The organism is Gilliamella sp. B3172 (assembly GCF_026536465.1).
Taxonomy (GTDB): Bacteria; Pseudomonadota; Gammaproteobacteria; order Enterobacterales; family Orbaceae; genus Gilliamella.
On record NZ_JAFNOA010000010.1, the window covers coordinates 78,784 to 92,648 of the forward strand.

Annotated in this window: 16 protein-coding genes; 11 read left to right on the forward strand and 5 right to left on the reverse strand. The window is 39.0% G+C overall.

Going from position 1 to position 13,865, the window contains the following annotated elements:
* The first annotated feature begins 89 nt into the window (after positions 1-89).
* Both lspA and ispH read left to right on the forward strand, forming a co-directional pair.
* Complete coding sequence (lspA, locus tag J3U37_RS10875) at positions 90-560, forward strand: signal peptidase II (protein ID WP_267374859.1); 471 nt, start codon at positions 90-92, stop codon at positions 558-560.
* Between the two features lie 2 nt (positions 561-562).
* The gene (ispH, locus tag J3U37_RS10880) at positions 563-1,513 is read left to right on the forward strand and encodes a 4-hydroxy-3-methylbut-2-enyl diphosphate reductase (RefSeq protein ID WP_267374861.1); all 951 of its coding nucleotides are present in this window, start codon (positions 563-565) and stop codon (positions 1,511-1,513) included.
* Between the two features lies 1 nt (position 1,514).
* On the opposite strand, the gene J3U37_RS10885 is transcribed toward ispH, so the two are convergent.
* On the reverse strand, positions 1,515-1,769 hold the full coding sequence (locus J3U37_RS10885; protein ID WP_220218536.1) for a YfhL family 4Fe-4S dicluster ferredoxin: 255 nt from the start codon (positions 1,767-1,769) through the stop codon (positions 1,515-1,517).
* Positions 1,770-2,390: 621 nt separating this feature from the next.
* Between J3U37_RS10885 and J3U37_RS10890 the strand changes: the two genes are divergently transcribed.
* From J3U37_RS10890 to J3U37_RS10900, 3 genes are all read left to right on the forward strand, one after another.
* A complete protein-coding gene (locus tag J3U37_RS10890; RefSeq protein WP_267374863.1) occupies positions 2,391-2,738 on the forward strand; it encodes a phage virion morphogenesis protein in 348 nt (115 codons plus the stop codon).
* Positions 2,739-3,052: 314 nt separating this feature from the next.
* Positions 3,053-3,193, forward strand: a complete 141-nt coding sequence (locus J3U37_RS10895; protein ID WP_267374865.1) for a hypothetical protein — start codon at positions 3,053-3,055, stop codon at positions 3,191-3,193.
* Positions 3,194-3,942: 749 nt separating this feature from the next.
* Positions 3,943-4,092, forward strand: a complete 150-nt coding sequence (locus J3U37_RS10900) for a hypothetical protein (RefSeq protein WP_267374867.1) — start codon at positions 3,943-3,945, stop codon at positions 4,090-4,092.
* A gap of 280 nt (positions 4,093-4,372) precedes the next feature.
* Here J3U37_RS10900 and J3U37_RS10905 read toward each other — a convergent pair whose 3' ends face one another.
* Complete coding sequence (locus J3U37_RS10905) at positions 4,373-4,807, reverse strand: nuclear transport factor 2 family protein (RefSeq protein ID WP_267374869.1); 435 nt, start codon at positions 4,805-4,807, stop codon at positions 4,373-4,375.
* 34 nt (positions 4,808-4,841) lie between these two features.
* Positions 4,842-5,846, reverse strand: coding sequence for a 2-keto-3-deoxygluconate transporter (kdgT, locus tag J3U37_RS10910; RefSeq protein WP_267336545.1), 1,005 nt, complete (start codon positions 5,844-5,846; stop codon positions 4,842-4,844).
* Between the two features lie 485 nt (positions 5,847-6,331).
* Here kdgT and J3U37_RS10915 point away from each other — a divergent pair, with 485 nt between their 5' ends.
* From J3U37_RS10915 to J3U37_RS10935, 5 genes are all read left to right on the forward strand, one after another.
* Entirely contained in the window at positions 6,332-7,276 is a 945-nt protein-coding gene (locus J3U37_RS10915; protein WP_267374871.1) for a C-terminal binding protein, read from the forward strand.
* 26 nt (positions 7,277-7,302) lie between these two features.
* Positions 7,303-8,307 (forward strand): zinc-dependent alcohol dehydrogenase, encoded by a 1,005-nt coding sequence (locus J3U37_RS10920; protein ID WP_267374873.1) that lies wholly within the window; start codon positions 7,303-7,305, stop codon positions 8,305-8,307.
* Between the two features lie 29 nt (positions 8,308-8,336).
* Positions 8,337-9,098, forward strand: coding sequence for an SDR family oxidoreductase (locus J3U37_RS10925; protein WP_220218529.1), 762 nt, complete (start codon positions 8,337-8,339; stop codon positions 9,096-9,098).
* 78 nt (positions 9,099-9,176) lie between these two features.
* Positions 9,177-9,641 carry a YhcH/YjgK/YiaL family protein gene (locus J3U37_RS10930; RefSeq protein WP_267374876.1) on the forward strand — a complete coding sequence of 155 codons (465 nt, stop codon included), beginning with the start codon at positions 9,177-9,179 and terminating at the stop codon, positions 9,639-9,641.
* A 75-nt stretch (positions 9,642-9,716) separates the two neighbouring features.
* Complete coding sequence (locus J3U37_RS10935; protein WP_267374879.1) at positions 9,717-10,670, forward strand: sugar kinase; 954 nt, start codon at positions 9,717-9,719, stop codon at positions 10,668-10,670.
* A gap of 28 nt (positions 10,671-10,698) precedes the next feature.
* Here J3U37_RS10935 and J3U37_RS10940 read toward each other — a convergent pair whose 3' ends face one another.
* Entirely contained in the window at positions 10,699-11,469 is a 771-nt protein-coding gene (locus tag J3U37_RS10940) for an IclR family transcriptional regulator (RefSeq protein ID WP_267336540.1), read from the reverse strand.
* A gap of 54 nt (positions 11,470-11,523) precedes the next feature.
* A complete protein-coding gene (locus J3U37_RS10945) occupies positions 11,524-12,285 on the reverse strand; it encodes an IclR family transcriptional regulator (protein ID WP_220218525.1) in 762 nt (253 codons plus the stop codon).
* A 382-nt stretch (positions 12,286-12,667) separates the two neighbouring features.
* Between J3U37_RS10945 and J3U37_RS10950 the strand changes: the two genes are divergently transcribed.
* The gene (locus J3U37_RS10950) at positions 12,668-13,864 is read left to right on the forward strand and encodes an efflux RND transporter periplasmic adaptor subunit (protein WP_220218524.1); all 1,197 of its coding nucleotides are present in this window, start codon (positions 12,668-12,670) and stop codon (positions 13,862-13,864) included.
* Position 13,865 lies beyond the last annotated feature (1 nt).

Sequence of the window (13,865 nt, forward strand, 5' to 3'; positions counted from 1 at the left end):
TAAACCATTAAGCTATCGTCAATGCGATAGCAATTTAATACCTTCACCGCCGACTAATGTCGGCGGTAATATCATAATGAGCCAACTACATGAAAAAAGATAACGGACTTTACTGGTTGTTATTGGCAATAGTCGTTTTCATCATCGATATTGCAAGTAAATTTTATATTTTAGATAGATTTGAACTATTTGAAACAGTCAATCTCTTACCCTTCTTTTCGATCACTTATGTGCGTAACATTGGCGCTGCCTTTAGTATTTTTGAAGGGCAAAGAGTAATGCTGGCTGCTATTGCCTTAGTTATCAGTGCAGTAATTGTGTATATGCTTTATCGCAATAATCGCTCACAAAAATTAGAAAACCTTTCTCTATCAATGATTTTAGGCGGTGCATTAGGTAACTTATTTGATCGGCTATATCATGGTTTTGTTGTTGATTTTCTCGATGTCAATTTTGGCAATTGGCACTACCCAACGTTTAATATTGCCGATTGCGCAATTTGTGTTGGTATCGGATTGTTTATTATCAGCAGTTATAAAAAACCAAAAAAGAAACCATAACAATGCAAATTATTTTAGCTAATCCTCGCGGTTTTTGTGCCGGTGTTGATCGTGCTATCACCATTGTTGAAAGAGCGATTGAACTGTTTGGCGCACCGGTTTATGTTCGGCACGAAGTAGTCCATAATCGCTATGTGGTAAATCGCCTTAAACAACTCGGGGCAATTTTTATCGAAGAGATTAGTGAAGTCCCCGACAACACCATTTTAATCTTTTCAGCACATGGCGTATCAAAAGCCGTTCGAGAAGAGGCGAAAGCTCGTCATCTTCGAATATTCGATGCCACATGCCCACTTGTAACGAAAGTCCATATGGAAGTAGCCAGATCGAGCTATCGAGGCGAAGAGGTTATCTTAATCGGTCATGCCGGACACATCGAAGTAGACGGCACTATGGGGCAATACAGTAATCCCGAAGGGGGTATTTATTTAGTTGAATCTATCGAAGATGTGCAACAATTACAGGTCAAAAATGAAGATAATCTTTGTTTTACCACCCAAACAACCTTATCGGTAGATGATACCGCTGAAATCATTGCCGTTTTAAAAGCACGCTTTCCCCATATCCGAAGCCCACGCAAAAATGACATCTGTTATGCCACAACCAATCGACAACAAGCGGTAAAACAACTGTCATCACAAGCGGACATCGTGTTAGTTGTTGGATCTAAAAATTCATCCAATTCCAATCGATTAGCCGAGCTTGCCAGACGTAACAGCAAACAAGCCTACTTAATTGATTTTGCCTCGGATATCGATCCAAAATGGATAAGCAATGCACGCCGAATCGGCGTAACAGCGGGTGCCTCAGCGCCAGATATATTAGTGCAACAAGTTATCGATTATTTAAAAAGTTTAGGCTGCACATCGTTAATTGAAACCGACGGCATTTTAGAAAACATCACCTTTGAAATTCCCAAAGCGCTGCGCATTGATGTCAAATCTGAACAATAAACTAAGAAGAGCGCTTTAATAACTCAAATTTTGCTAAAAGCTGATCATGCGTCTCCTCATGCTCCGGATCAGCAATTATCGCATTTTGAATCGGACAAACACGCTGGCATGTAGAGTGATCATAATAACCAACACATTCCGTGCATTTATTCGGGTCGATCTCATAAGTATCAAACCCCATAGAGATCGCCTCATTCGGGCACTCAGGTTCGCACATATCACAATTAATACACTTACTGGTTATTTTTAACGCCATTGCTCGATTATCTTTATAGACTGCAAAAAAATTGGCGACATTATAACGCAATCCTTAACAAAACCTAAGATAAGATCCCGTTAGCAAATTTAAAAACAGATGATTTTTGACAAAAACTTTCAGAAAACACCTATGTTTAAGTATAAAAACAAAAGTTTAAGATATTTTCAAAAATATCTAAAATTCCATATTACTACCTTCCATAATAACTAAAAAGGTGCACGAAACCTTGACAAGAACTTTCAGAAAATACCCATGTTTAAGTATAAAAACAAAAGTTTTAGATATTTCCAAAATATCCTAAACCCCTTATGCAGCCATAAAAGGCTCTATCTTACGGCAGACACATACGGCTTTTTTTTAAACGGCTTATGCAGCTGAAAAGATTGTATTGTACAATACAATTGTTAAGAAAGATTTCTAAACAGCTTATGCAGCTTTCAAGTATCATCTCAAAAAGCAACCCGATGCGCTTGACGTTGTTGTTAATGCATACAAAGCCAGCGTTGTTGATTTGCAAAAGAGCGTGAAAGGCGGGATATAAATAACAAAGCCCTGCCGGAGGAGCAGGGCTTATTGCTGTGGTGGGAGTTGAACCCACATAAACATGTGGCGCCGAGCGTGCGCTTATGTCGAATTACCATTATCCGTACACAGCTTGGTAATAACTATAAAGCAAGAGTGACGATTATGCAAATAGATTATAAGTTTAATGATAAAGCAATTCAGGATAGCATAAAACGTTTGCAGCAACTTGGTGCTGACATGACGCCCATTACTCGTGGCATCGCTGCAGTGCTAGCAAGTGAGTCTGAAGCGGCATTTCAAAAAGAAGCCGATCCCACCACGGGTCGGAAGTGGCAGCCGCTCACGCCGAAGTATGCTGCTAAGTTAGCGGCTAAAGGCTTGACAGGTAAGATGCTTAACATTTCTAAACAGCTTATGCAGCTTTCAAGTATTAGTGTTTAAAAACATAATTTTTCGTACTTTTCTAAACAGCTTATGCAGCTTTCAAGTAGAATCTCACATACTATAAACATCGTTTATAAAAACACAAAGGGCAATTTTAGGTTTAAAAACCCTTTTTTCTAACACTTTTGCAATATATTCATTTTTAATGGTTTTATTTTTAACTAAAAAAAAGGGGTTAAAAAGTTAGTATTTTAAACTTCACTACTAATTCCAAACGAATTACCGTTACCTTTCCCAAAAGCAAACAAGTGCACCCACCCGCACCTTCACAAAGCGCCGACAACTGAGAGAGGTTAGCACGCCAAACAGGGATGTTTGGCGAGGCGCTGCTTTGTCGGGAACAAATCAGCGCCGGTGCGTTAAGACCGAACGAAGGCGGAGGGCAGTCGAAGACCGCTTTGGGTGGTGCTGCGAGGGGGTTATTAGGGGGATTTCGCATAAAATCCCCCTAATTCGGACGCTGACACCAAAATGAAAATATCAACCAATTAACAGCGTCCGAAACCTGCGAACTAAAAACCTGCAACAGTCAAAGAAAATAAAAACCTTGTCAAAAACTTTCAGAAAATATAGGTGTTTAAGCAAAAAACACAAACTATTGACAATAACTTTCAGAAAACACCCACGTTTAAGTATAAAAACAAACGTTTTAGATATTTCAAAAATACCCTAAACCCCTTATACAGCCATAAAAGGCTCTATCTTACGACAGACACATATGACTTTTTTCTAAACGGCTTATGCAGCTTTAAAGGGAACGAAAACATGGGAAGAGTGTTCCAAATGTTTCTAAACAGTTTATGCAGCTGTAAAGATAAAAATTCACTCGAAAATTTTTATATTCAATTTCTAAACAGCTTATGCAGCTTTAAAGTGGCGACGATCTCTCACAAGGCGCCCAGAGGGTTTCTAAACAGCTTATGCAGCTTTCAAGTAGAATCTCACATACTATAAACATCGTTTATAAAAACACAAAGGGCAATTTTAGGTTTAAAAACCCTTTTTTCTAACGATTTTGCAATATATTGATTTTTAAGGGTTTTATTTTTAGCTAAAAAAAAGGGTTCAAAAAGTCAGTATTTTAAACACCACTACTATTTTTAAACCGCTTACCATTACCTTCCACAAAAGCAAACAAATGCACCAACCCGCACCTTCACAAAGCGCCGACAACTGAGCGAGGTTAGCACGCCAAACAAGGATGTTTGGCGAGGCGCTGCTTTGTCCGGAACAAATCAGCGCCGGTGCGTTAAGACCGAACGAAGGCGGAGGGCAGTCGAAGACCGCTTTGGGTGGTGCTGCGTGGGGGTATAGGGGGATTTCGCATAAAATCCCCCTATTCGGACGCTGATACCGTATTGAAAATATCCACCAATTAACAGCGTCCGAAACCTGCGAACTAAAAACCTGCAACAGTCAAAGAAAATAAAAAACCTTGTCAAAAAGTTTCAGAAAATATAGATGTTTAAGCAAAAAACACAAACCATTGACAATAACTTTCAGAAAACACCCACGTTTAAGTATAAAAAAGGAAAGAAAATTTTTTTAACACTATAAAAAAATTTACGTTGCTGATTGTTTTCATCGTTCAAAATCAGCAACGCATTAAATAAAAAACCGACCGTTAAGCTTTACTGTGGAAGTTTATAAGCTTGACGGGCTAAAAGTTTCCACTCGCCATCGGCGTTTTTAAACACTAACATCACACCAATTTTCACCTTACCGATTGTGCCGCTATTATTGGTGTCGGCAACAAAAGTATGGCGTACAATCGCTGTATCACCGTCAGTGATGATAGACTGATCTTGAAAAGCAAGGGTGGTAAATCCTGATCGGCCGCTGACAATCGCATCGACAAATTCGGCCTTGTTTTCAACCATTGCATTGGAATGACCATAGCTTAAATTGGTTGAAGCAAGCTGTTCTAACTGTGCTTTATCGGCATTTAACATAGCTAAGCGCAAGCTTTCAACGGTTTGTTCGATAGTGGTTTGATTAGGTGTTGCAGCAAAACTTTGACTGACAGATAACACCAGCAATAATACCATTGTTAATATTTTTTTCATTCTTGATCTCCTTTATCAATTGATTTTCTGTTTTCTATTCATTTTTTGCTGACGTAAGCAAATCGGTATCAATAGTTTGTTTACTCTCGCTTATTCCAAACTTTTTAGCCCAAATTGACGTAATAATTGGCACAACAACCGATGTCACAATCACACTGGTGGCAACCATAGCGGTAGCAGCTGATGCTACCGGGGCAAATTCCGGTACCATTTCGGCAATTAATAACGGTGTGGCAACCGCAGCCCCGGCCGAACTCGAGGCCGCCACCCCGGCGGTACCATTACCTTTACCTAAGAATTTGTCGGCTAAGATAAGCGGCACGCCGGTTATCACTATCACTAATAATCCTAATAAAATACCGGCTAAGCCTGTCTCAAAAATAACTTGCAGTTTGATGCTATTACCTAGCGCAAAGGCAAAAAATGGAATGAGAGTTTGCACAGCACTACCAAATAATTTGCGTAGATCGGAATCTAAATTGCCTAATAAAAAGCCAATTAAAAATGGCAACACCGCCCCGATAAATAGCCTAGGCTCGAATGAAGCCACGCCAGATGTCCCTAAAATCACCATTGTCATTAAAGGCCCTGACTCAAGAGACATAAGAACAAAAGCGCCGGCTTCTTCTTTGGTGCCATATTGATTCATCAGTGCGGCATATAATCCGCCATTAGTCATATCCATTGAAGCAACTAAGGCAATAATTGAAAAACCGGCAAAGATGCCCCCTTCTACCATATAACCATTGGTCCAGAATGTGCCGGCAATCAGCGCAACGACCCAGGCTGTGGCAATTTTGGTCACCACTAAAACGCCGGATTTTCTTAACATCATGCCGGTCGCTTTCAGCTCTATCGATGCGCCCATACAGAAAAACCAAACAGCCAAAATAGGTACCGTTCCGGAGATTAAGCCATTGGTAAATGATCCTAAATATTTGCCCCCGCCGGGAAAAAAGGTATTACATAATGCACCAAGAAACAGTGGGATCAGCATTAATCCACCGGGTACGCGATCTATAAATTTTTTTATTTTCATCATCCATTCCTCAAGAAAAATAACCATATGATTTAAATATATTAATTTGTCTTTTCCGGCATACAGCCAAAGCAAATATAAAATATTCGGAATATCATTCCTTTTTTGAACATATAAAATAACCAAAATAAAATCAATTTTGATTCGCCATTTTGTGATAAACATCACCAAATAAAAATTAAGCACATGAATATCAATAATATTTTAATATTGATTTTCTAAAAACGATCCAGTAAGGCAAAATAATGGCAACAGAAAATAACCGATTACGGACAATTAAATAAAAGGAGATAACGAGTTAATTCGACTGTAAAAGTCATATAAAAATCATAAATATAGTCTGGATTTTATTAATCTTTTTATTAATTTAGCGTTTAAATATTCTGTGATGACGATCACATTATTAAATAAATGAAATATCATTCTTTAAATTTCTTAATTAATATTATTTCGGAATGCTATTCCGTTTTAATTGAGGTAAACAAATGAAGATTTATATAACAGATTGTGATCATGAATCAATGGCGATAGAAAAAGCCATTTTTGCCGAGCAGGGAATCGATTTTGAGATACTTAACATTACTCAACCCGATGATATTGTTCGAGATTGTCAGGATGCTGATGCGCTGATTTTACAATATGCCACCATTTCAGATAAGGTTTTAAGTTCGTTAAAAAAATTAAAAGGCGTTGTCCGTTATGGCGTAGGGGTGAATACCATTGATATACAGTCAGCAACCCAAAATAATGTTGCCGTTTGTAATGTGCCGGATTATGGCACCAATGAGGTTGCTGATCATGCTTTGGCTCTGATTATGGCCTTAGCCAGAAAATTACCTTTACTCACCAGTGACACCAAAAATGCAATTTGGGCTTATGAAAAAGCGATACCTATTTACCGCTTACAAGAACAGATCGCCGGTATTATTGGCTTAGGTCGAATAGGTTTATCGTTAGCGAAAAAATTGCATGGTATAGGTTTGAAGGTGATCGGTTTTGATCCGTTAGCAAAACAAGAAGATCTGCCTGATTTTATTGAAATTGTCAGCTTACAGACGCTGTTAAGCCAATCGGATATTATTTCGCTCAATCTGCCACTGGTTAAACAGACCCAAAATTTGATTAGTCATCAAGAGTTTTCGATGATGAAAAAAAATTGCTATCTCGTTAACACTGCACGAGGCGGCATTGTCAATGAACAAGCGCTTTATCAAGCTTTAGTGACAAACACTATTGCCGGCGCTGCGCTCGATGTGTTTGAGCAAGAGCCACCGACTGATAGGGCACTATTTGCACTCGATAACTTTATCGCGACCCCGCACGCTGCCTGGTATTCAGAGCAATCACAGCAAGATCTAAAACGCAAAGCCGCTCAAGAGGCGATTCGATTGGCGAAAGGTGAGCAGCCTTTGTATTGTTTAAATCGATAAAATTTTAGCGCAGAAAGGATATAAACATGAAAGCAATTATATATAAAAGCCCAAATGAAGTGGTTTGTGAACAAATTGACAAGCCGGTTTTGAACGACAATGAAGTTTTAATCAAAGTGAGCCATGCCGGCATTTGTGGATCGGATTTAAATATTTATCTGGGTGTTCATCCAAGAGCCAAAGCGCCATTAGTTATGGGACATGAGTTTTCCGGTTACATTGTTGACGGTGATGCTCAGCTGCCGACCGGTACCAAAGTCTGCGTCCGTCCGCTGATCTCCTGCGGTCAGTGTAGCCCTTGTCAATCCGGAAACAGTCATGTTTGCCAAACACTAAAACTTTATGGCATTGATACCGCTGGCGGTATGGCTGAGTATGTTAAAGTCGATCGCCGGAAAGTGCATGTCTTGCCCGATGATATGCCCATGGATTTAGGAGCATTTGTCGAACCACTGGCGGTCGGTATTCATGCGGTGTCAAGAACGCCATTTAAAATCGGTGATTCGGTTGTGGTGTTTGGCGCTGGCACTATTGGGCTTTGTGTGGCAAGCGTTTTACAACACGCTGGCGCTAAACAAGTGATTGTCATTGAAACGAATGATTTTCGCATTAATTTAGCCAAAGAGCTTGGTTTTACCGTGATTAATCCCAAACAAGAAGATGTGTTAAAAACGGTGTTAAACCTTACCCATAATGTTGGTGCTGACATTGTTTATGACTGCGCAGCACATCCTCAAGTTGCTTTGCAATTAACCGATCTGGTTAAAGTGCAAGGTACTATCGAGATTGTCGGCTCTTATAAAAAACCGACCGAATTTAAGTTACTCGATATCGAATTTAAAGAACTGAATATTATCGGGACTCGAGTTTATCAGGCAAGAGATTTTGATACAGCGATTGCCTTGATAAATAAAGGTTTCCCCTATAAAAAACTATTAACTATATTGCCTCCGGAACAAGCCAAAGCAGGTTTTGCTAATGCATTAGTGGGCGAAAATGTGATTAAAACACTGTTTAAATTTAGTGATTAATTACGCAAAATTAATTAAGGAATATGATGATGAAAAATAAAAATCCCTTTGATTTAACAGGCAAAAATGCCATTGTAACCGGTGCTTCTCGTGGTATTGGAAAATCGTTAGCGCTTAGTTTGGCCAACGCCGGGGCAAATATTATTATTATTGATGTTTGCCGTGATGAACAAACTGAACAAGAAATAAAAAGCTATCAAGTATCGTGTGAAACGTTTATTTTTGATTTGGCAAACTTTGAACAATATCAAAGCTTGATTTCAACCATTATCGAAAAATATCAACATATTGATATATTGATCAATAATGCCGGCATTCAACGGCGTCACCCTGCTGCGACCTTCCCTAAAGCGGATTGGGATCTTGTGATTGATATCAATATGAATGCGGTATTTTTTATGTGCCAACAAGTTGGCCGACATATGTTAGAACGAGGCTACGGTAAAATTGTCAATATTGCCTCGTTACTTGCCTTTCAAGGGGGATTCACTATCCCGGCTTATACCGCAGCGAAGTCGGCGGTGTCTGGCTTTTCTAAATCGTTATCCAATGAGTGGGCATCAAAAGGGATCACCATTAACTGTATTGCACCGGGTTATATTGCCACTGAAATGAATACTGCATTAATGAATGATGAAACCCGTAACCGTCAAATTTTAGAGCGTATCCCCGCCGGGCGCTGGGGCGATCCGCAGGATTTGGGCGGTGCAGCGGTGTTTTTATCATCTTCAGCTTCTGATTATATTAATGGATTTACCTTGGCCGTTGACGGTGGTTGGTTAGGTCGATAAGTCAATCGGATTGAATATATTTTATCTGAATTATTGGCTCACTTTTTTACCAATAATTCAGTATTTAAGGAGGATTTTATGATTATTGGCAATATTGAACATCTTGATTTAGTGCCTTATTTACCTGAAAAACTAAGACAAGCCATTGAGACAGTTCAACAACAGGTGAATGATAAGACCGATAACGGTCGCTACGTAATCGATGAGGATAATGTTTTTTATATGGTGTCTGAAACACTATCACGCACGCAAGAAGTCGGGCAATACGAGTATCATGCAAAATATATTGATATTCAAATTGTGTTATCCGGTCAAGAAGGCATGGCAGTATCAACACTTCCGCCCCATACTGAGGTGATCGAAGACCGGTTACTTAACGGAGATATCGCCTTTGTTAAAGCACCAAATGAAGAGACGCTATTTGTACTGCAACCGAATGACTTTGTTGTCTTCTATCCGCATGAAGTGCATAAACCACTTTGTATTGTGGCTGGCAAGGCAGAAAAAATCCGTAAAGTGGTGGTAAAAGTCGCAATCGATTAATCGGTTATTTATTGAAGAAATATCACCGAACCAAATAAAGATTTGGTGTATTTCAAAAGTAACAAATAAGGACACATGATGACAATAAATATAGCCGTAATTGGCGAATGTATGATTGAACTGTCGATTAAAGGCAACTTAACCAACAGAAGTTTTGGCGGGGATACTTTAAATACGGCAACTTATCTAGCCCGGTTGTTGGCGAATAATCAAGCCAATATTCACTATGTGACAGCACTAGGCAGCGATCCTTTTAGTCAAGAGATGTTACAGCAATGGCAACAAGAGCGAATCGACACTCAGCTTATCCAACAAATCGATAATAAAATGCCGGGTTTATATGCCATTGTGACCGATGATTGTGGCGAGCGTTCATTCTATTATTGGCGCAATGATGCAGCAGCAAGATTCTGGCTTAAAACAGCGCAAACCGCCTCGATTTGCCAGCAAATTGCCACCTTTGATTATATCTATTTAAGTGGCATCAGTATTGCGATTCTTGATGAGCATAGCATCGACAGGCTGATCGAGCTTTTAGAAAGCTTTAAAACCAATGGCGGTAAAGTGATTTTTGATAATAACTATCGCCCTCGACTATGGCGCACTCAAGAGTATGCAAAAAACGTCTATTCAAAAATCTTGTCTTATACCGATATCGCATTTTTAACTCAAGATGATGAAACCCTGCTTTGGGGAGATAATGATTATCAAGATAGTATTTTGCGCAGTCAAAAACTCGGCATCAGTGAAATCATTATTAAACGGGGCAGCGAAAGTTGTATTGTCGTCACTGATAAGGAGCGAGTCGAGTTGCCGGCTAATGTGATTGCTCAACAAAATATTTTGGATACCACAGCGGCTGGAGATTCGTTTAGTGCCGGCTACTTATCTGTCAGGCTGACGGGCGGATCGATTCAAGCGGCGATTAAGCAAGGGCACGATCTGGCTGGCGAAGTGATTCAGCACCGTGGCGCAATTATCCCTTCTTGTGCCATGTGTCATTTAACATTAATGCCAAATACTCTATGATGCGCATCATATCCTCATCACCCTATGTTTATGATGATGAGGGTATATAGCCTAATCGACGGGAAATTGCGTTGGTGGTCTCTTGCAATAAACCGGCACACTTTTCTATCTGATTTTGCATGCGATGACTAGGGCCTGCAATACTTAATGCCGCCACCACATCATTACTATAATTGAAAATACCGGATGCGACGCAGACTAACCCCTCTTCAACCTCTTCCCAATCGTAAGCGATATTTTCCTGCCGAACTGTAGTTAATAGTTGATTGAGTTTATTGGGGTCAGTGATGGTTTTTGCGGTATATTGCGGTAAAGGGGAATGTAAAATACGGTCAATTTCTTCGGCCGATTGGTGAGCAAGTAATATACGACCTAAGCCGGTGCAGTATGCTGGTCGCATATGCCCTAAATTTGAGCTGGTATGAATGGCGTTATTCCCTTCGCTTTTATATAAATAAACCACATTTCCACTATTGTAAACGCCTAAAAAACAGGTCTCATTAATGGTGTTCGATAGTGATTTTACAAAAGGGATAACCACATCAACAATATTAACATTGACTAAACTTGATATGCCTAACTCTAACGATTTAAAACCTAAAGTGTACTTTTCTGATTTGGCATCATAAAACACATACTCTCTATCAAGTAAGGTTTTTAAAATCTTTTTTATTATCATTTTATTGAGTTTTGTTGCGCCAATCATTTGGTTAATGGTGACACCTGCTGCGCAATCACTAATCACATCTAACACAGCAATGGCTTTATCAATTGCTGAAGTTGTCTCTTTTTGGGTCATGATAATAAGCCTTTACAATATAGGGTAGCTATAAATTTACTCTATAGCCGTAAGTTAATTTTTCTTCTTTAATTCAACGGATATCGATGCGGCAATATTTTTCAGTTCATGAATAATCATTGCCTTTTTCTGGATTATTCGAAATGAAGAGCCGGCAACGCTGATTGCTCCAACCACCTTATTTTGTTTAATAAAGATTGGAACAGCAATGCAGGTTAATCCCTCTTCTACTTCTTCATCATCCATTGAGTAACCGTCGATGCACACTTTAGCTAAACTGTTGTGTATGGCTTCACGATCAACAACCGTTTTACTGGTGAATTGAACCAATGGGCGGCTTAACACCTTGTTAATTTCAACTAATGGTTGATAGGCTAATAATGCTTTTCCTAAACCGGTGCAGTATACCGGCATTCGGCTACCAATATGGGAGTTAGTTTTAACCGCCAGCTCACCTTCAGCTTTGTATAAATAAATCACACTGCCGTCATGATATACCGCTAAAAAACAAGTTTCGTTGAGTATTGCAGCCAGCTTTTTTAAAAAAGGAATCGATACCCCAACTAAAGAGATATTCATTAATCCTTTAACACCTAATTGAAAGGCTTTGACATCTAAAAAATATTTTTCTGTGGCAGCGTCATAACTCAAGTACTGTCTTTTTTTTAATATATCTAAGATTCTAAATACGGTGGTTTTTGCCATTCGACTGAGTTTAACAATTTCTGCCAGCGAAATCCCCGAAGAATAATGGCTAATAATTTCGAGCAACGTTAGGGCATTATCTAAAGTGGATTGCTGTTTTTGAGATGACATTTGTTCTACTCCACATAAAGGTACGATTTTTTACCGCAGTACTGTTAATTTTTTCTTTAAAAACAGTATAATAAACATTCAAAATCGGACTTTAAAAGAAATCTTTCAATATACTATTTTATCTAATGATATGGATAATTTAAGCTTAGCGGCTACATATTACTTGATTAATGGCTTTTTTTCTATAAATTCAAGTACATCTTTCTATTTTTAATCCGCTTAAAAGGCGATAAACTAATGTGTTTTTAGCATGCTTTTTTAGATAGATATGATATCGGTAATTTTCATAATTATTACAAATAATTATCGTTAGTTAGCCAAACCAAATAATTTAATACGATACAATGTTAAAAAATATAACAAAATTTAAGGATGAAACAGATTGTTAAAGTACATTAAACTGAAATACCTATTAATAGCGATCATCGTTTTTGTCGTTATTTATGTTGCAAAATTAATCCTTTCCCCTTCGCAATCCACCGTTAACTACATTACTTCCCCGGTTATTAAAGGAAACGTCGAAAAAACCGTGCTTGCCGACGGCACTATCAGCGCTTTCAAACAAGTCAGCGTAGGTGCTCAAGTTTCAGGGCAGATAAAAAAGTTGTATGTGGAATTAGGTGATGAAATTAAGCAAGGCGATATGATAGCTGAGATTGATGATCTTAAACAGAGCAATGATCTTAAACAATCCGAAGCAAAGCTAAATAGTTTAGAAGCGCAGCGCACATCAAAGCAAGCCAAATTAGTCAATTATCAGCTTACTTATGAGCGCCAACTTAAGTTAGTGAAAAAAGGGGTGGGTGCACAGGCTGATTTAGATTCGTCAAAAGCCGATCTCGATGCAATTAAAGCCGATATTGCTGCACTTGATGCCGATATTGTTAGTGCGCAAGTCGCCGTTGATACCGCTAAAGTCAACTTAGGTTATACCAAAATCCGCTCACCAATTGACGGCGTTATCGTCGCCATTCCGGTTGATGAAGGACAAACCGTCAACTCAGTACAAAGTGCGCCAACCATTGTTAAAGTCGCTCAACTGGATAAAATGACGATCGAAGCGCAAATTTCAGAGGCCGATGTCATTAATGTTAAAAAAGGAATGCCGGTTTATTTTACTATTTTAGGGCAACCAAATAAGCGGTTTGACGGGCTAACATTAAGAGCCATTCAACCGGCGCCCGAATCAATCAATAGTGAGAGTTCTCTAGCTACAAGCGCTTCATCTTCATCATCAAAAACGGCAATTTACTACAATGGGCTGTTTGATGTTGATAATCCCGAACATATTTTACGCATTTCGATGACGGCGCAAGTCTACATTGTACTGGCTGAAGCGAAAGATGTGCTATCAATTCCGTCTCAAGCCATTGTACAGACTTTAGCAGACAATAAAGCGATTGTTTACCTGCTAAATAGCGATAACACTGTTGAAGAGCGACAAGTCACTTTAGGGATAAATAATAATGTGAGTGTCGAAATTCAATCCGGACTTAAAGAGGGTGAGATTGTGATAGTGAGTAGTACCAATGGCTCGCAATTTAGTCCTAACGGGCGATCACCAAGGATAAAATTCTAAT